At 61.3% G+C, this 17,257-nt stretch carries 17 protein-coding genes, 1 tRNA gene and 2 pseudogenes; 7 read left to right on the top strand and 13 right to left on the bottom strand.

What is annotated here, in order from left to right:
* Window positions 1-302: 302 nt before the first annotated feature.
* A complete protein-coding gene (locus C1T17_RS15720) occupies window positions 303-1,292 on the bottom strand; it encodes a GlxA family transcriptional regulator (protein ID WP_104954248.1) in 990 nt (329 codons plus the stop codon).
* A gap of 125 nt (window positions 1,293-1,417) precedes the next feature.
* On the opposite strand from C1T17_RS15720, the gene C1T17_RS15715 reads away from it, so the two are divergent.
* Both C1T17_RS15715 and C1T17_RS15710 read left to right on the top strand, forming a co-directional pair.
* Window positions 1,418-2,245 carry an alpha/beta fold hydrolase gene (locus tag C1T17_RS15715; RefSeq protein ID WP_104954247.1) on the top strand — a complete coding sequence of 276 codons (828 nt, stop codon included), beginning with the start codon at window positions 1,418-1,420 and terminating at the stop codon, window positions 2,243-2,245.
* A 28-nt stretch (window positions 2,246-2,273) separates the two neighbouring features.
* Window positions 2,274-3,059 (top strand): alpha/beta hydrolase, encoded by a 786-nt coding sequence (locus C1T17_RS15710; protein WP_104954246.1) that lies wholly within the window; start codon window positions 2,274-2,276, stop codon window positions 3,057-3,059.
* Window positions 3,060-3,360: 301 nt separating this feature from the next.
* Here the strand turns inward: C1T17_RS15710 and C1T17_RS15705 are convergent.
* Both C1T17_RS15705 and C1T17_RS15700 read right to left on the bottom strand, forming a co-directional pair.
* Window positions 3,361-3,609 (bottom strand): annotated as a pseudogene (locus tag C1T17_RS15705) (SDR family oxidoreductase); the annotation flags it as partial.
* Window positions 3,610-3,688: 79 nt separating this feature from the next.
* A tRNA-Gly gene (locus tag C1T17_RS15700) sits at window positions 3,689-3,763 on the bottom strand.
* Window positions 3,764-3,970: 207 nt separating this feature from the next.
* Here C1T17_RS15700 and C1T17_RS15695 point away from each other — a divergent pair.
* The 3 genes from C1T17_RS15695 to C1T17_RS15685 are packed head-to-tail and all read left to right on the top strand — an operon-like array spanning window position 3,971 to window position 5,689.
* A complete protein-coding gene (locus C1T17_RS15695) occupies window positions 3,971-4,882 on the top strand; it encodes a tetratricopeptide repeat protein (RefSeq protein ID WP_189338372.1) in 912 nt (303 codons plus the stop codon).
* Window position 4,883: 1 nt separating this feature from the next.
* Window positions 4,884-5,522 carry an LON peptidase substrate-binding domain-containing protein gene (locus C1T17_RS15690; RefSeq protein WP_104954244.1) on the top strand — a complete coding sequence of 213 codons (639 nt, stop codon included), beginning with the start codon at window positions 4,884-4,886 and terminating at the stop codon, window positions 5,520-5,522.
* Window positions 5,519-5,689 (top strand): Trm112 family protein, encoded by a 171-nt coding sequence (locus C1T17_RS15685; RefSeq protein ID WP_223262642.1) that lies wholly within the window; start codon window positions 5,519-5,521, stop codon window positions 5,687-5,689. Before C1T17_RS15690 ends, C1T17_RS15685 begins: the two co-directional genes overlap by 4 nt.
* Here C1T17_RS15685 and C1T17_RS15680 read toward each other — a convergent pair.
* The 3 genes from C1T17_RS15680 to C1T17_RS21375 all read right to left on the bottom strand — a co-directional run bounded on the left by C1T17_RS15680 (window position 5,686) and on the right by C1T17_RS21375 (window position 8,638).
* Complete coding sequence (locus C1T17_RS15680) at window positions 5,686-6,894, bottom strand: UbiH/UbiF/VisC/COQ6 family ubiquinone biosynthesis hydroxylase (RefSeq protein WP_104954243.1); 1,209 nt, start codon at window positions 6,892-6,894, stop codon at window positions 5,686-5,688. The genes C1T17_RS15685 and C1T17_RS15680 overlap by 4 nt on opposite strands.
* Before the next feature lie 205 nt (window positions 6,895-7,099).
* Complete coding sequence (locus C1T17_RS15675; protein WP_104954242.1) at window positions 7,100-8,107, bottom strand: DUF2279 domain-containing protein; 1,008 nt, start codon at window positions 8,105-8,107, stop codon at window positions 7,100-7,102.
* A 375-nt stretch (window positions 8,108-8,482) separates the two neighbouring features.
* Window positions 8,483-8,638 carry a hypothetical protein gene (locus tag C1T17_RS21375; RefSeq protein ID WP_189338371.1) on the bottom strand — a complete coding sequence of 52 codons (156 nt, stop codon included), beginning with the start codon at window positions 8,636-8,638 and terminating at the stop codon, window positions 8,483-8,485.
* 343 nt (window positions 8,639-8,981) lie between these two features.
* Between C1T17_RS21375 and C1T17_RS15670 the strand changes: the two genes are divergently transcribed.
* Window positions 8,982-9,608: a carbonic anhydrase gene (locus C1T17_RS15670; RefSeq protein ID WP_104954241.1), complete on the top strand. Its 627-nt coding sequence runs from the start codon at window positions 8,982-8,984 to the stop codon at window positions 9,606-9,608.
* Window positions 9,609-9,704: 96 nt separating this feature from the next.
* Here the strand turns inward: C1T17_RS15670 and C1T17_RS15665 are convergent, their stop codons facing one another.
* Window positions 9,705-9,956 (bottom strand): winged helix-turn-helix transcriptional regulator, encoded by a 252-nt coding sequence (locus C1T17_RS15665; protein ID WP_189338598.1) that lies wholly within the window; start codon window positions 9,954-9,956, stop codon window positions 9,705-9,707.
* Between the two features lie 27 nt (window positions 9,957-9,983).
* Between C1T17_RS15665 and C1T17_RS15660 the strand changes: the two are divergent.
* Window positions 9,984-10,291 (top strand): annotated as a pseudogene (locus C1T17_RS15660) (phosphotransferase family protein); the annotation flags it as partial.
* Between the two features lie 264 nt (window positions 10,292-10,555).
* Here C1T17_RS15660 and C1T17_RS15655 read toward each other — a convergent pair.
* The 6 genes from C1T17_RS15655 to C1T17_RS15630 are packed head-to-tail and all read right to left on the bottom strand — an operon-like array spanning window position 10,556 to window position 17,199.
* A complete protein-coding gene (locus C1T17_RS15655; protein ID WP_104954240.1) occupies window positions 10,556-10,861 on the bottom strand; it encodes a hypothetical protein in 306 nt (101 codons plus the stop codon).
* 21 nt (window positions 10,862-10,882) lie between these two features.
* Entirely contained in the window at window positions 10,883-11,614 is a 732-nt protein-coding gene (locus C1T17_RS15650) for an SDR family NAD(P)-dependent oxidoreductase (protein ID WP_104954239.1), read from the bottom strand.
* Window positions 11,611-13,524, bottom strand: coding sequence for an acyl-CoA synthetase (locus C1T17_RS15645; RefSeq protein WP_104954238.1), 1,914 nt, complete (start codon window positions 13,522-13,524; stop codon window positions 11,611-11,613). Before C1T17_RS15645 ends, C1T17_RS15650 begins: the two co-directional genes overlap by 4 nt.
* 29 nt (window positions 13,525-13,553) lie before the next feature.
* Window positions 13,554-14,507 (bottom strand): fumarylacetoacetate hydrolase family protein, encoded by a 954-nt coding sequence (locus C1T17_RS15640; RefSeq protein WP_189338370.1) that lies wholly within the window; start codon window positions 14,505-14,507, stop codon window positions 13,554-13,556.
* A gap of 2 nt (window positions 14,508-14,509) precedes the next feature.
* Window positions 14,510-15,637 (bottom strand): VOC family protein, encoded by a 1,128-nt coding sequence (locus C1T17_RS15635; RefSeq protein WP_104954236.1) that lies wholly within the window; start codon window positions 15,635-15,637, stop codon window positions 14,510-14,512.
* Complete coding sequence (locus C1T17_RS15630; protein WP_189338369.1) at window positions 15,634-17,199, bottom strand: bifunctional 3-(3-hydroxy-phenyl)propionate/3-hydroxycinnamic acid hydroxylase; 1,566 nt, start codon at window positions 17,197-17,199, stop codon at window positions 15,634-15,636. The genes C1T17_RS15635 and C1T17_RS15630 overlap by 4 nt, the downstream gene beginning before the upstream one ends.
* Between the last annotated feature and the right edge of the window lie 58 nt (window positions 17,200-17,257).

Below are 17,257 nucleotides of genomic sequence, written 5' to 3'. Positions count from 1 at the left end.
CATAACATCAGTGGCGCATTGGGGCCGTCACTCTGCTGCTCGTTGCGTGGGCTATGGCGAGCCTCGGCTAAAAACGCCTTTCTCAGACTCCGAACGGGCGGCAGGATTGAAAGCGGGTATCGACCGACGGTATACCCCAATTCAGCGGATACTGCTTGGAAAACTGCTTCATCCCAACCGCCGTCTACCGAGGTCGACCCATTCCGGTCGCTCTGAGCCCACATTTTTCTCTTGGGGAGCAGACGGTCCGCTCTTCTTTCCTTCCTCTTAGTAGAACGAAGGAGCGTTCGCAGGACTGGACTTCAGGCCGCCACCTGAAGTTCCGTCTTGCTGGAAAAGCGGCTACGATACTCGCCCGGCGACAACCCCAGAATGCGGTGAAAGATACGGCGGAACGCCGTCGCATCCTCATAGCCGACGGCCCAGGCGATCTGCTCCACGGATCTCCTGGTGAATTCCAGCAGTTCCCGCGCCTTGCCGACGCGCAGGTTCTGGACATATTCGACTGGCTTCAGGCCGGTCGCCGCCTTAAACCGGCGCAGGAAGGTTCGCTCCTCAAGCCCGGCGGTGTTGGCCATTTCCGGCACGCTCACTGTCTTTTCCGCCCTTCCTTGCAGCCAGTGCTGAACCTTCAATATGGCTCCGTCGCCATGGGTTAGGCGAGGCGCGAAGCTGCTATAGTGACGCTGTTCCCGGCCAGAGGGGTCGACGAGCAGGAACTTGCCGGTCTCGATCATGACCGTCGGCCCCAATAGCCGGTCGACGATCCGCATGCCAAGGTCCGTCCACGCCATCAGGCCGCCCGCAGTGATGATATCGCCATCCTCGATCACCATCTTGTCGGGTTCCATGCGGACGTCGGGGAAGCGCTCGCGAAACTGGTCGGCAAAGAGCCAGTGTGTCGTCGCGGGTCGCCCGGCAAGAAGGCCTGTCGCGGCGAGCAGGAACGCGCCGCCGCAATTGGACGCGAGCGTTGCCCCCTGCGCGTGCCGGTCGAGCAGCCAGCGCGCATAGGGGGCCGCTTCCTCCGCACCGGCCGGACCCGTCAGGCGGCCGGGCACGATCAGGATTTCAGGGCTGCCCGCCTGATCCGGGTGCGTATCGAACAGGCGAGAAAAGCCGCCGTTGTCGCCTAGCGCCCAGTGACTGACGCGCAGCGGCAACCCTCCCCGGTCAGTGGCCAATTGCGAAGCGATCGAGAAAAGATCCGTGATGCCATAGACCATCGCTGACTGGCAGTTATCATAGAGCATGAGGCCGATCTCGGCCCTGATGCGCACCCTCTCTGCCATGCCGAACCCCCGTTTGTCAGTTTTGGCCTGCCTATTGTCGGAACTGCCGATCCTGACGGCCACGCAACAAGTGTATCCCTTTGGTCACGGAGCGCAACCGCGCCGTTGAGCGAAGGGAACAGGGAATGAGCATCATCACCACCACGGACGGAACCGGCATCTTCTACAAGGACTGGGGCGCTAAGGATGCCCAGCCCATCCTCTTCTCCCATGGATGGCCGCTCAGCGCAGATGCCTGGGACGCGCAGATGGTCTTTTTCGCCAATCAGGGTTTCCGCACCCTCGCCCATGACCGCCGTAGCCATGGCCGCTCGGATCAGGTGTGGGACAATAACAGCATGGACCAATATGCCGACGACCTCGCGGAACTGATCGAGGCGCTGGACCTTCATAAGGTGATCCTCGTCGGCCACTCGACGGGCGGCGGCGAAGTCACCCGTTATATCGGCCGCCACGGCACGGCACGCGTCGCCAAGGTTGCGCTGATCGGCGCGGTGCCGCCGTTGATGCTCAAGACGGAGGCCAATCCCGGCGGCCTGCCCATCGACGCCTTCGACGGGATCCGCAAGGGCACCTACGACAATCGCAGCCAGTTCTTCCGCGACCTCTCCATTCCTTTTTACGGCTACAACCGAGAAGGCGCGGTCATTTCCAAGGGGGTTCAGCAGGAATTTTGGCGGCAGGGCATGATGGGCGGCCTCAAGGGCCAACTCGACAGCATCCGCGCCTTCTCCGAAAGTGACTTCCACGCCGATCTCGCGAAGTTCGACGTGCCGACGCTCGTGCTGCATGGCGACGACGACCAGATCGTGCCCATCGGTGCCTCCGCTCTCGAAACCGTCAAGATCGTGAAGCAGGCTGTCCTCACGATCTACGAGGGCGCGGACCATGGCCTGACACAGACCCACCAGGACCGGTTCAACGCCGACCTGCTCGCGTTCATCCGCGCCTGAGGCCACGCCCGAAACAAGGAGACATGTCATGACCACGACCCCGACCAAAACCATCGTCCTCGTCCACGGCGCTTGGCTGAACGCCAAAAGCTGGGAGGGAGTTAAGGCCCGCTATGAAGCGCGCGGCTATAGCGTGATCGCACCTGACTGGCCTCTCGACGAGCGCGATCCTGCCGATCTGCGCGCCAGCCCCCATCCCGATCTCAGGAAACTTGGCCAGCGGGAGATCGTCGCCCATTATGAGGCGATCATCCGTGCCCTGCCCGAAGCGCCCATTTTGATCGGCCATTCGGTAGGCGGCGTGTTCGTCCAGCATCTGATGGACCGGGGTCTGGGCGTCTCGGGCGTCGTGATCGATCCCGCGCCCACACCCGGCGTGCCGCTCTACCCCCATGCGATCGTCTCCGCGCTGCCCGTGTTCCTCGACCTCTTCAGCCGGAACAAAGTAAAGCATATGTCGCACCGCTTCTTCGCGCGCCGCTTTGCCCAGACGGTGCCTGCGGCGCGCGCCAGCGCCCTCTACGAACGCTATATCGCGCCGACGCCGGGGCGCGTCTATTGGGATGGCATCATCAACCCAATGAAGATTGACTGGCGCAATCCCCGCCGGGCGCCAATGCTGCTGATCGGCGGCGGCAAGGATTTGATCGCCGACGCGGCAATGACACGCGCGATCTTCGCCCGGCAGAAGCGCGCGCCATCTTTCACCGAATATCGCGAATTTCCGGACCGGTCACACTGGACGTTGCTGGATGCCGGTTGGGAAGAGGTGGCGGATTTCGCCCTGGATTGGGCGGAACGCCATCAGCGATAGTCTAGCCAGCTAGGCCAAACCGACCCTTTGTCGCCATTCAGCTGCCTATTTTACGTTCCTAGAGGCGGTCCGTCCGCTAACCGGCAGCAGGCGACCAAATCAAGACGTTCGCCCGGCCGATGCGAACGTCTTAGACGGAAAAGAGCCGACTTCCGTGATAATGAAGCGGACCATCTGGTATGCGGGCGATGACCTTGATCTCGAAGTCGAAGCCGGCAAGCGGTCACGAGGACGGCCGTCCATCTAGGATAAGGGAGTGCCCGATCTCGGTAGCAAGACGCTATCCTCATTGCGCCCATGATCAGGCGATGGCGCCACCGTCGACGGTCAGCGTCGCACCGGTGATGCTGCTCGCGGCCGGGCTTGCGAGAAAAGCCGCCGCATTCGCGATTTCGCGCGGCTTGGCGTAACGCCCCAGGGAGGTCAGGCTACGTTGAAAATCTGCCGCGGGGCCGTCCGCCGGATTGGCGTCGGTGTCGACCGATCCAGGCTGCACGAGATTGACGGTGATGCCGTTCGGTCCGAGCTCGCGCGATAGTCCGCGCGTAAACGAGGTGAGCGACCAAACATTTTAGAGACTACCACGCTCACACAGTTGCCCCAGAAACCATTGATTTATGGATGATTTCTGGAGCGGGCGAAGGGATTCGAACCCTCGACCCCAACCTTGGCAAGGTTGTGCTCTACCCCTGAGCTACGCCCGCTCTGGCGGCCGGGGAACAAGTCCTTCCGGCGGGTGAGGCGCGGCAACTAGCATCGGTTTCGCAATGCGGCAAGCGTGTTTTTGCCGGATTTCGAAAACTGTTCTAAAAAGCCGTATCGGATGAAGCTTTGGGTGGTGAAAGCTTGCGCCAGCGCAAAGGTGCCCCACATAAGGGCATCACGAAAACGCTGCTATCAGGAGACGATCATTGGCGACGCTGGGGATGAGCGAGAGCGACAAGCTGGCCGTCGAGGCATTCCGCCGCGACGTGGTGGACCCGTCGCGCACATCGCTGGTCATCGTAGATTTCTGGGCCGAATGGTGCGGACCCTGCAAGCAACTGACGCCAGTGATCGAGAAGGTTTGCGCCGAATACGCCACCAAAGGCGTCAAGCTGATCAAGATCAACGTCGATGAGAACGGCTTCATCGCTTCACAGTTTCAGGTGCGGTCGATCCCTACCGTCTATGCGATCTTTCAGGGCCAGCCGGTCGCCGACCTGACCCAGGCACGTACGGAAGGGCAGTTCCGGCAAATGTTCGATCAGTTGCTGTCGCAGCTTCCGATCGAGTCGGAGGACAAGGCGCAAGCGCAGGAGATAGCTCCGCTGATTGCTATGGGCGAGGAAGCACTGGGGGAGGGCGACGCCGACCGCGCTCTGAGCATCTTCCGGCAGATCGGGGACATGGCGCCGGACAATGCCGAAGTGCTCAGCGGGCAGATTCGCGCGCTGGTGGCGCTGGGCGAACTGGATCAGGCGCAACTCGTGTTGGACGCGGTGCCGCCGGAATTGGCAAAGGAACAACATGTCGAACGCGCGCGGGCGGCATTGTCGCTTGCCAGGGACTCGCAGCCGGTGGAAGACCTGTCGGGGCTTGAAGCGCAGATCGCCGCCAATCCGGACGACTATGAAACGCGCTTTGCACTTGCAGGCGGTTATATGGCCAATGGCAATCGCGATGCCGCCGCAGACGCGCTCCTCGACATCGTAGCGCGCGATCGCGACTGGAACGAAGGCGCGGCCCGCCAGCAATTGCTGAAGCTTTTCGAAGCGGTTGGTCTTGAAGACCCATGGGTGTCCGCTCAGCGCCGTCGCCTATCCGCCATCTTGTTCGGCTGACATGCCGACGCAGCGCATATCGCTGTTCCCATTGGCCGGGGCGCTGCTCTTTCCGGGGATGCAGTTGCCACTCCACATTTTCGAGCCACGATATCGGGCGCTGGTGCGGGACGCTATGGCACGCGATCGGCGGATCGGCATGATCCAGCCTCGCGGTGATGCAGCCAATGCGGGCAGCCAGAATAGAGAGCCGCTGCTTTACAACATTGGGTGCGTCGGCCACATCGGCGAATTCGAGGCGCTGGACGATGGCCGCTTTAACATCATCCTCACCGGTGTCGCACGGTTCAAGGTGGTGCGGGAACTGACAGTCACAACGCCGTTCAGGCAAGTTGAGGCTGAAGTCGAAAGCCTGGCCGTCCACGATGACGACATCCTGGCGTCCGTTGAGCGGGCGGCGCTGGAACAGGAATCGCAGCGTTTTGCCAAGATGCAAGGCTATGTGGTTGACTGGGATGCTGTTTCGCGACTGGACGATGCCTCGCTCGTAAATGGCATTGCCCAGATCGCGCCGTTCGACGCGGCGTCGAAGCAGGTTCTGCTGGAGGCGCCTTCCCTGCGCGAGCGCGCGGAGCGCACGATCCAACTCATGCAGTTCTTCGGCCGCACTGACGGCGACGGGCAGGCGACGCTTCAGTGATTTTGACGCCCGAACTGCTGGCGAAGCTGGTCTGCCCTGTCACACGAACGCCGCTCCGGCTGGACGAGGCGCGGCAGGAGCTTGTTTCAGACGAGGCGCGGCTCGCCTACCCGATCAGAAACGGCGTACCGGTGCTGCTTCCCCGCAAGGCGCGGCCTCTGGATTAGACTGCTTCGCCCATCAACAGGCGGGGCAACGCGCCGGACTCGCCCCGCGCTTCCGCCATGAAGCGATTCTTCAGCGGCGCGATGCGCTGTACGGCACCCAAGCCGAAACGCCTGATCGCTGACGGTAGCTTTCCCGGCACATCGAACAGGCGCACCAGACTGTCGGTTGCGACGGAGACGCTCAGCGAGTCGATGCTGCGCCAGCGTTCGTAGCGGGCAAGCAATTGCGCATCGCCCGTATCCAGCCCGAGGCGCATACCCTCCACCACGACCTGCGTCAGCGCGGCCACATCGCGCAGGCCAAGGTTCAACCCCTGTCCCGCAATGGGATGGATGCCGTGCGCTGCGTCACCAACTAACGCTAGCCGCGTGTCGGTGATCCGCGCCGCATGATGGAAGCCCAGCGGATAGCTCGATCGCGGCGAGATGATCGAGATTTCTCCAAGGAATCCACCCATCCGCTTCTGCGCCTCAGCAAGCCACGCCCGGTCACTGAGCGCCAGCATGCCTGCTGCGTGTTTTTCAGGGACCGTCCATACAATCGCGGAGCGGTTCCCCGGCTGCATCGGCAGAAGGGCGAACGGCCCGCCCGGATAGAAAATCTCGTAGGCGGTGTTGGCATGAGGAACTTCGTGCTCGATAGCCGTGACGGTGCCCACATGCGGATAGGACCAGCGCGCAACACGTAACCCAGCGGCGTCGCGCGTCGGGCTGTTGCGGCCTTCCGCGGCAACGAGCAACCCAGCGGAGAGTTGGACGCCGCTGGCAAGCGTCATCCGGACCCCATCGGCATCGCGTTCGACGTTGATCGCCCGGTCGGGTTGGAAGACCGTCAGATCGGCGGCTTGCCCGGCAGCATCGCGAAGAGCGATGCGAATGTCGCGATTTTCGACCATCGTCCCCATTGCGCCGTCCTCGTATGGCGCGATGAACTCCAATGCGCCCGGCTCCAGCCCGTCGCTGACCCAGATCCGCTCGATCGGACAGCCTTTTCCCTCCAGATGCGCGCCGACGCCTATGGTCTGCAACATTTTCCATGTCGCACTCGCGATCGCGGATACGCGTCCGTCGAATCCCGGCGCGATAGCCGCGTGTGGGTCGGCGGGATCGACTACTGCGCAGGATACCCCATGCGCGCTCAAGGCAATGCCCTGAGTGAGGCCCACAAGCCCACCGCCCAGAATGATGACATCGAACCGCTGCATGGCGCTTTTCCTTAAACTGCAAGCCCCGATCTAGGAGGCTGGCGCACCGAAGGGAAGGGCGAACGAAGCGCTTGAGCTGATCGCGTCGGATCGCTCAATATTCCTATATTAGGAATCCTCTGACGTACCCGGGCGGAGCGCCGCCGATACTCGATACCAGAACCTGCAACTCTCCAGCATTCGTCCAAAATCATGCCCGGCCATTTTAGCGAATGACCGGCAGCGATGTGTACGGTACCTGAATGTAGTCGAACATCGTTCCTGCCGCCCGCGTTACTTGCGACCGCGATGACCCGAAAAGGAGTTCCTTGAAGTTGATGCCGATGCCAACATAGGGACGGCGGCTGGGAGTTTCGCCGCGCGCTCTCTCACTTGGGGTGAAACCCGTCGCGTAATAGCCCGCATGGAGTTCCAGAAAGCGAAGCGGCGTGTCTCGGAGGCGATCGAAGCCACTAAGCGTCGCAGCAAGAATATAGCGCTGTTGCCGGTAATGCCGCTGGCCCTTGAATGTATAGATGTCCGAGTTGGGAATGACCATTAGCCGGAAATCCAGCTTGTCCCTAAGGCCTGGTACTGTGTTGCGCAGCGCGGACAACAGGGCGCCACCGGTGTTGAACACCACATCCTCGATAGAAAAGCCGCTCGTTGTCTTATGCGCATCGAACAGCTCTGCATAAAATTGGAGACCCATGCCAAGAGCTGCCGCGGCCATCGCGTCGCCGGGCGCTCCGCCGGTCTTTCGACTTATCCGCCAATGGAGCAGGTCTGCGATTACATAGGCATTGTAGGCATGCGCCATCTTGTCCAGCCCTAACGCCTTGGTGTCTTTTCCAAACCATCCTTCGTGATGAAAGTGAAAGGACTTGATCTTCTCTTTTGTGACGATGATCTGGGTGATGGTGGTGTAGGCAAAGATCGCGCCCACTTCCCACTTGACCGCACCAAGCTTCTCACCGAAAGAATCATAACGTTCGGGATCGGGAAAACCTTCCGATTTCGACGGATCTGTCAATGGGTTGGGAGGTCCATACTCCAGTGGGCGGGGCAGGGCACGGGCGTTGATTTTTGCAAGATCGAAGGTGAAGGTCGGAGCCGGTGTGCCCAGCGGATTGGTGGGGCCAGCCTGATCGGATCGGTCAGGGGCGCTGAGCGGGAACTCTGCCCGTTCGGCGGCAAACACGGGGGAAGTCAGAGCGGCCAGGTCGGCGATCATGACCAAGACAATGCTCTTGCATAGAGACGTGCCCCCCTTCATCCGGTAGATTGTACCGGCTGCGGACGCGGCGGCCCCAACCTATGTCAACACATCGCTTGCTTCAGTGTTGAGCAGTGTTTCCGCCTGCTTGCGGCCATGTCTCTCAGGTTGCGGATAGCCGATCCGGCGCGTGACGATAATTCTGAGGGACTGCAATTGGGTGAAGCAGCGGCGGCCGTTGGCTCAGAGGGCGCTCGGTAAGGAACCACTAAACGCCAGGGATAGTACATCGAACGCTCATCCCATTCGTCTCAACATTCACCGGCCCCTGATGCCGAGGCGGAGTGACCTGCGGCAATCCTCTTTTGGCACAATGAACCTCGAGTATGGCGGTCAGCCCGACGGTAGCTCAATGGAAGGCAAGGAGGGTCGCGCCAGCCCCGCCCTGTCGGTCGCCGCTAGACACCCTTCATCCGGCGCATCCAGCGTCGTCGAGACTTTGGCCGAACGGATCTCATCGCTCTCCTCGTCGAATAGCATCAAATCCATGAAAGTGGTTCGATATCGACACCGATACGAATAGACATCCAAGCTGCTCCAAAGTAACCAGAATTTGCGGCTCGACCCTGCCAAGCATTGTTGATCGTTTCCAGCGAGCCGCTCGGGTATCAACGAAGGAATTGGCCACTACGCGTCACCATTTCGCCATTACGACGCTGGCCTTCGATCCGAGTACAGGCGCTCGTTCAGATGTCCGTGGTCAACGGCTGACCTTTCGAGCCAAGCCGCATTTTCTGCAGCCTGGACACCAAACGTTACAAAGGAGCTATGCGTTTTTAATGAACGTTATCCATTTTCAGGGCGAGCGTTGTACCTGAAGAGGAGAATATCATTGGCGACATCCGTTAGCGCACTTTCCAAGCAGCCGACCCCGGACGAAGCTCTGCAGCGGCTAGTCAGCGGCAACGACGCCTTCGTAGCCGACCGGCCGTTGCCGTCTGATCTGTCCCGGGAGCGGCGACTTGCGCTGGCCGAGGGGCAGCAGCCATTCGCAACGCTAGTGGGCTGTTCAGACTCCCGCGTGGGTCCAGAGCAGCTATTTGGGGCTGGTCTGGGCGAATTGTTCATTGTCCGCACCGCTGGTAACAATGTGGATACCGCCGGCATGGGTTCAATCGAATATTCGGTGGCGGTGCTCAAGGTGCCGCTCATCGTCGTTCTAGGACATGAAAAATGCGGCGCCGTCGCCGCAGCGGCGGACGTCGTGACAAAGGACACGCGGTTCCCAGGGAGCATCGCTCGGATGATCGAGCCCATCGTTCCCGCGGTATTAGCGGCGCAACGCAACGTCGGTGAGGATAAGCTGGTCGACACTGCGGTCGAGGAGAACGTCCGGCGCATGGCCGAGCGGCTGCAGAAGTTTTCCGAGCCCATGCTTCTTGAACCGCAGGAGCGAGGCGAGTTGAAAGTCGTGGGCGCTGTCTATGAGCTTGCGACGGGTCGGGTACGCTGGCTCTGAGGGGGCGGCATCGGATTGGAAGACAAAGCTGCAGAGGGGCCGGCCGGAAAGGTCGGCGTTTCTGAAGCGGTCTGTGGAGACGAAGGTTGTTGCCGGTCAATTGGCGCCGCTCGCCTGCCATTGTTGGCGCTCAGCAAAGATGCGGGCGACGTCTGCCATATTGTCTGAGCCCCAGTTACACAGCGGTGCAAGGGCATCGGCCAAGCTATGGCCCAGAGGGGTCAGCGTATCGTCCGCACGGAGCGGAGCCTCCTGATAATCTTTGCGCGTCACTATGCCGTCGGCTTCCAACTTTTTCAGTCGCTGGATCAACATCTTGTCGCTGACGCCGCGTACAAGTGCAGCCAGTCCCCCCTACAAGCTGATGAGGCCCAACCACTTGCCGACTTCGCCTTCCATGCCCTGATGTACCGGATGCCGCCGGATATCATAGCGGGTCTCGGTGGGGCCGACCCAGCGACGCTGAATATGTCGGCGCCTATTGCCGGCGGACAGGCCGCGACGGCATGCCCGACTATTCCTTCCACATCGCCTTCAATCTGTTCCGGCTAGCGGCGACCTTCCACGGTAGTGAAGGACGCACGGTGCGCGGCACCGCGTCGTCCGCCCACGCCCGCAGACGGGCAGAGAGCTTTCCCTGGCTCGCCCGGCTAGCGCGCGAAGCGATGGAGGCATGCCGGTGAGTTCGGTGCTGATCGAACGTGACGCCAATGCCCGGCTGGTGCCCAACCGCCCGGGTGCGGTAACGCCATCGATATGGCGCTGGCCGATGCCTTCTGGCCGCAGCTGACGATGTCGCTGCGGATCTGATGCGGCATGGCTGGTCGCCGTCAGTCGCGATCAGGTAGACCGTATACGTTTATCAAAACTGGTTGTGGTTGATCTTATATCGGTGGTGAGTGGGCTGGATTCGGCCCTGGCTCTATACCAGGGCCGACATGTCGCACTTACTTCGCTGCCGTAGTCTTCGCAAGAGCGTCCTTTATCGTAGCGACCTTCTCCTCGCTGATCTGACCCGAAGAAATTGGCTGCAGCTGCACAAGGGTCATTCCTTTGAACTTCTCGTACATCGGATGCTTGTCGAGGTCCGGCAGTTCCTTGTCCAGGACCGGCCGTGCCAAAGGGCTGGCCATCAGCGTTTCGATGGGCGTCTCGATCGACAGCGGCGCTTCGGACTGCGCCACGGCTGGAAAGCCGGCGACAAGCATGGGGCCGGCCATCGCGACGGCAATGAGCAGGGATATACGCTTCATACATTCTCTCCTTGGGAAAAATCAGCTTTTTAACGTGATGCGCTCCAGCGCTTTGGGGGCCAGGCGCAAGCCGAGCGGAAGGAACCGCGCCTGCCCCGGAAACACGGCCTCCCTGCCGCGGTCGAGGCCTCTCAGCGCCTCGGCGACGACAGCGTCCGGCGCGAGCTTGGCGACCTTTCGATGCGCGATTGCGGGCGTATCAACAGGCGGCGGCACAAGCTCCATCACAGATATCCCCTTCGGCGCAAGCTGCGCCCGCAACGACTTGGCGAACATCCGCACGCCGGCCTTGGCCGCAGAATAGAGCGGCGCGCGTGACGCGGGCGACCAGCCATATCCCGAACCCGTCAGGATGATGGCGGCGGCGTCGGACTGGCGGAGCAAGGGCAGGCAGCGGTTGACGGTTAGGATCGGGGACAGGAGGTTCAGCGCCACATCCTCCCGCAACTGCGCCGGATTCAGCGGTGCCTGTGCGAAATCCATCTCCGTCAAACGCCCGGCATTGGCGACCAGTAAGTCAAGTCGGCCAACGTCGCAGGCGATCCCATCTGCCATCGCGCTCAGCGCCGCATCATCGGTGACGTCGCAAACGTACCCGGTGCTATTAGGCAGCGCTGCCTCCAGCGCCGCGACGTCGGAAGCGGACCGGGCACAGAAACGGACATCGTCGCCCCGCTGGTGCAGCGCTTCGACAAAGGCTCTGCCGATGCCGCTGGTGCCTCCTGTGACGAGGCTGACTCGCTTTCCCGTCATTTGTTAACCACGTCGATCTGCAGCGCAAACCTGGCGGCGAGCGCCGCTGCCTGCTTGGTTGCGGACTCAGGCACTGACAATGTCACGACCAGTCCGCGGTCTGGATCCTGAATCCCGACCACATCGGTCTCGGCGATCCCTGCTTCAGCGAGGTGCCGCCGTAACGCACTCTCGGCGGCAAGGATGCGCAGCGGCGGCTTGAACGTCTTGCCGACCGCCGTTACCGGCATCTCGTCTAGAACGGTCACATGCGAAGGAACGGCCGCGCGCTCGGAAATACGTTCGGCGGCAAAGGCGCGTAACGCTTCGCCGTCAATTTCCTGGCCAGAGCGCAGACTGACAAAGGCGACGGGCATTTCGCCGGTATACGGATCCGGGCTGCCGATCGCGGCTGCCAGCGCGACCGCTGGATGCGCGGCGAGCGCGTCTTCGATCACGGCCGGATCGATGTTGTGGCCGCCTCGGATGATCAGGTCCTTGGCGCGTCCAGTCAGCCACAGATAGCCATCCGAGTCGAGCCTTCCTAGATCGCCGGTGGCCAGCCAGCCGTCCGCCAGCAGTACGCCCTTGTTCTTAGTAGCATCGGTATAGCCGGGGAAGACATTTGGGCCGCGGATCACCACGGCGCCTGCTTCGCCGATTGGCTTCTCCGCGCCTATGCCGCCGTCGGCGGTTAGATCGACGATCCGCAACTCCTGATAGGGTAGGCGGAAGCCGACCGAACCTGCCTTCCGTTCGCCGTGGGCTGGGTTCGAGCTGGACACGCAACCGCCCTCGGTTAGCCCATAGCCCTCCACGATCTTAGCACCGGTTGCGGTTTCGAAGCGGCGGATCAGTTCGGGCGGCATTGGCGCGGCACCGCAATAGGCGAACTCCAGACTTGAAATGTCGGCATCGATCGGCTGGTCCAGTAGCCGCGCATAAAGCGTTGGTACGCCTGAAAAGACGTTGACCTGATGCCGCTCGATCACGCGCCAGAACTGGCTAGTCAGCGTTGGATTGCGATAGCCCTGCGGCGTGGCCAGCAGGACATGCCCGCCGCTGGACCAGGCACCGAGACCGGTAACCGTAACGCCATTGACATGAAACAGCGGCAGGCCGCAGAGCAGCGTGCGTCCTGGCTCCGCCCCGCTGCCCAACGGCACGATCCAAGCTTCGAAGGCTTCGTTCAGGTGCGAATGCCGCGCGAGCTTCGGCAAGCCGGTCGTGCCTCCGGTATGAAAAAGGCTAGCGATAGTTTCGGGTCCGATTGGACGATCGAAGGTCAGCCTATCCGCCTCTGCCCCTGCAAGAAGCGTGCGGAAATCGTGCAGCGCGATCTCCGCCCGCAAAAGGCCAGGCTGCACGCACTGCGCGGCGATTGCGACCCGCATCTGTTCGGGAAGATAAACGGTAGGATCCACGGTGACCACCGTACGGACGCGCGGCGCATGGTTGAGCGCTGCGGTCACGGTCTGGAATATCTCCATCCCCATAGATGGCGCTAAGGTGATGACGGTTTCTGATCCCGCAGCGTCGATGATGGCGCCCATATGATCGGGTTCAAGCAGGGGATTGACCATGTTCGTTATCCCGGCCCGCTCTCCGCCCCACAGCGCGAAATGGGTTTCGGGCAGGTTGGGCAGCACGACCGATACCGGCGCGTCTTCACTGACGCCCAGCGCGTGCAGGGCGTTTGCGCTACGCGTAAGATCCTGGAGCAGTTCGCGAAAGCTCCAGCGCACCGGCTCCTCGTCCGCCGATCCGAACATGAGGAAGCTGAGCGCCGGCATGTCGCCATACGTCCGCGCGGCATACTCGAACACGTCCCAAGTTGTCCGGAATGGCATGCGCTGCCCGATCGGCACGGCCTCGATCGCTAGCACGTCATTGATCGTCCGAATTCCGACTTTTCTGTCCACAGCGGCCATCGCGTCCTCTTCTTGCCGTTCTCGTTCTGCTATTCTGCGCGCACCAGCGTGCGCTGCCGTCCGAGGTCGATCGACCCGTCCGGGCTGGCAATGCCGCATTCGATAAGATCGCCCTCCTTCAGATAGGCGGGGTTCTTGAGTTGCCCCTTCAGGAATGCCTTGTAGCGTGCGGCAGGGGACATGAACTTGGCGACGAACATGACCGCTGCCGACGGGACCTTGATTGCAACGCCTGACGGTGTGCCGGTTGCGATCAGATCGCCCGGCCGTAGGTCGCGGATGCGCGAGAGTTCGGAGAGCGTAGCCACAGGATCGAAGATCATATCGGACGCGGGGGCGCACTGACGCTCTTTTCCGTTGACTGAGAGCGTCAGGACGAGATCCCCCCAGCGCTCCAGTTCGCGGGGTTCGGGCAGCACGAGAAATGGGCCAGTGGGTCCGAAGGTGCGATAGGATTTTGCCTTGCAGAACTGTTCGTGGCTAACCTGAATTTCCCGCGCGGAAATGTCGTTGGTAACCACTAGGCCGCCAATCCACTTGTGCAGACTCTGCGGCGTCGGATCGATCGGTCCGTTGACGGGAGTCGCGACGACGAGGCCTAGTTCGACCTCATAGTCCAGCAGCTTCACATGGCGTGGCTTGATCACGTCGTCATTGGACCCCGACAGGCAGGATGACGCCTTGTGAAAGATGACGTTGTTGACCTGATCCTTGGGATCGCGGCCGATCTCGCGCAGGTGGCTTGCGTAATTTGTCGCCTGGCAGATATAATCTCTGTCCGGCGTCACCGGCGATAGCAGGTGGACATCGGCAAGCGCGATCACACCGTCTCCGGATGCGGCAGCAGCTGCGGCAGGCCCGCCTTCGGTAAAAAAGCTACCCGTGGTCTGCCAGCTGCCATCTAATGGGAGGATGCGACCGTTGCGGTGCACGCCCCAGGCGGCGCTACCGGCCTGTTCGTAGCGAATGACTTGCAATGCCATCGTCAGTTCCTTCCCGCCTTTTTTGATTTGGGCCGTGGTGGCGCGTCGATCGCGCGCTTCAGATTCGCCATACGAGCGAAGGTAAGTTCGTCGCTCTTTCGTATATTGTTGAGGGTGCGCCAGATAAGGCCAGGGGTGAGCTTCGGTGCCTCGAAATCCTTGGGTACCTGTGGCCCCCATTGATACAACCCCCCGCTCGTCAGGGGAGTGATCCCCGGCGGTGTATCAGAGGTGAACTTGTCGGAATCGCAAAAGTGCTCGAACTTCATGCCCCAGGGGTCGCGCCAATAGTCGAAGATCTGGCTGCCCAGCAGATGGCGACCGATCCCCCAGCTATGCTGGTATCCGCGCCCGAGCAGATGCTGCTGCCCCATAGCAATATCATCGAGATCAATAACCTCATAGGCAGAGTGGCTATAGAGGTTGTCTACATTCTGAGCGATGACGATGGTATGGTGGTCGGCTGGCTCATCGCCTCGATCGCAACGCATGAACACAAGCGCCGGATCGTCCTCGCCGATCGTCTGAATGTCCGAAGGAAGGAGGCCGAATGTGTCCATGTACCAGCGCGCAGTGCGGAAGAAATCGACGACGCCAAGCACGGCATGGCCCATCCGCAGGACGGTCGACGGACGAACCGGCGGCCGCTGTCCGGCGTTAAGACGCACCGCCTCATAATGGCTGTTCTGCACCAACCGCTCGCGCACCGCTGGCAGGTTCGGTTTGGGTCCATACACCGCACGCACCAGAAAACCCGCCGGATCCACTAGCGTGATCTCCTCACCTTCCGGCCAACCCTCTGCCGGACTGATCGCGGAGGCGCCGGGCAAGGCACTCAACGCAACCAGATCGTCGCGCGACGACATCATCAGCCCCGGACCGACGAAACGCTCGCGTTTCCCCTTGCGGACGATCACGCACGGCCCGTAACCCGCTTCGGGATAGAGCCAGACGCTGTCGCCCTGGTAACGCGGACGCGCAAAACCGAAATCGGACAGAAAGCGCACCGCTTTTTGTAGATCGGGACGTTCGAAGGTAACGCTGGCAGCGTCAAAGGCCCGTGCAACGGGGCGTGCAGCGCGGGTGAGCCGTGGATCTGTCAACTCCGGTACGGTCGTATATTCGTTCATGCAGCGGTCCTTTCCGCCTGGTTTGCCCGTGCTGGCGAGGCGACAACGTGATAAGCACGGCGCATCCAGGCAAGCTTGTCGCCGGGACGTTCCACTGGGATACGATCAACGAGAAAGCGATCTGGTCGAACAAGGAGCATACCGCGTTTCAATCCGATCCATTGCGTGAGCTCCCCCGCTGTATCGAGTCCGTCTCCTCCAGGGCCCAAATGCACCAGCCGCGCTTGCAATGCCTCCGCAGTGGCGAAATCCGCGGGCGATAGCGCTTCCCGCGGATCAACATCGATTCCGATCAAGCTGAAACCGGGACCGAGCAATGTGTCGAGCAGTGTCTCGCCTGCCGCGATTTGGATCACTGGCTGCGGTATCATTTGGCCAACGGGTCTGCCCGCCGCCCAGTTGACCAGGGACGAACGGTCAATGCTGGGCGAGGGTATGACATCGCCTCTATCAAGCCGCGCACGCTGCGAGGGTATTGCCCACATCGTCTTCATAGCCAGGTCGCGTACAAATGCGCGCGAGCGGCTGGTGGGCATAATCGCGCTGCCCAGCCGGACAGCGAGTGCGGTCATGGCGTGTGTATGAGCGCGGCGCTCCGCATCGTAGGTGTCCAGCACCGGGTCACGCATCCGTCCCTGGCATACTGCTGCGAGTTTCCATGCAAGATTGGCAGCGTCCCGAATGCCTCCGTTGAGACCCTGGCCCGCAAAGGGTGGAGTAACATGCGCGGCATCGCCCGCAAGGAAGATGCGACCTGAACGGAATCGCTCGGCAATGCGGGCGTGGAAGCTGTATACTAGGCTTCGTTCAATATAACGTGGAGAAGACCCACTGAGCGCTTCGATCAACGCACGCGCATTGTCTTGATCGGCGAAGCACGCCTCATCGTCGCCGGGCATCAGCAGGAACTCCCAGCGCCGGCGGTTTTTGCTCACTGGCAGCGTCACCGCCGGTCGTTTCGGGTTGCAGAAGAAGCGGATCTCACGGTGTGGATAATCATCATGCTGGACATCGACAACGAGCCACTTCTCGGCAAAAGTCGATCCGTCGAATGCTATGCCGAGCCGTTCCCGGATACGGCTGGCGCCCCCGTCACAAGCTATCGTATACCGAGCGTTGAGGCGGTGGATCGCGCCCGCAGTGTCCGTCATCGACAGGCAGGTATGGCTACCGAGGTCGGCGACATCCCCAACCGTAATACCACGAAAAACCGACACGCTTGGATAGCCATCGAGTGCGCCGGCGATCGCCGCTTCAAGCTCGGGCTGATAAAAAGTTCCGCGCGGGGAAAAGCCGTAACGCTTCGCGGTTGAGGTCATACGCGCCAGCAGTTGCCCTCGACCATTATAATAGCCGACCGGGACATCGAGCTCCAGCGTGTGTGCCAATGCATCAAGCCGACCAATACGCTGAATGGTCCTCAGCGTCTCCGGATCGAAGGCAATCGCGCGAGGTTCTGTGAACGGCACTTCCCTCCGTTCCAGCACAACAGTTTGCAGGCCTTGCTGACCAAGCAGAGCAGCCAACATTAGACCGACGGGACCTGCCCCAATGATCGCCACGTCTACCGAGAGGGGGAGACTACTTGATTGCTGAGGTAAAGGCAAATCTATGAACCCA

It is taken from the genome of Sphingobium sp. SCG-1, assembly GCF_002953135.1.
In the GTDB taxonomy this organism is placed as follows: domain Bacteria; phylum Pseudomonadota; class Alphaproteobacteria; order Sphingomonadales; family Sphingomonadaceae; genus Sphingobium.
Note: the sequence above shows the minus strand (reverse complement) of the source record. Positions and strands in the feature narration are given on the sequence as shown.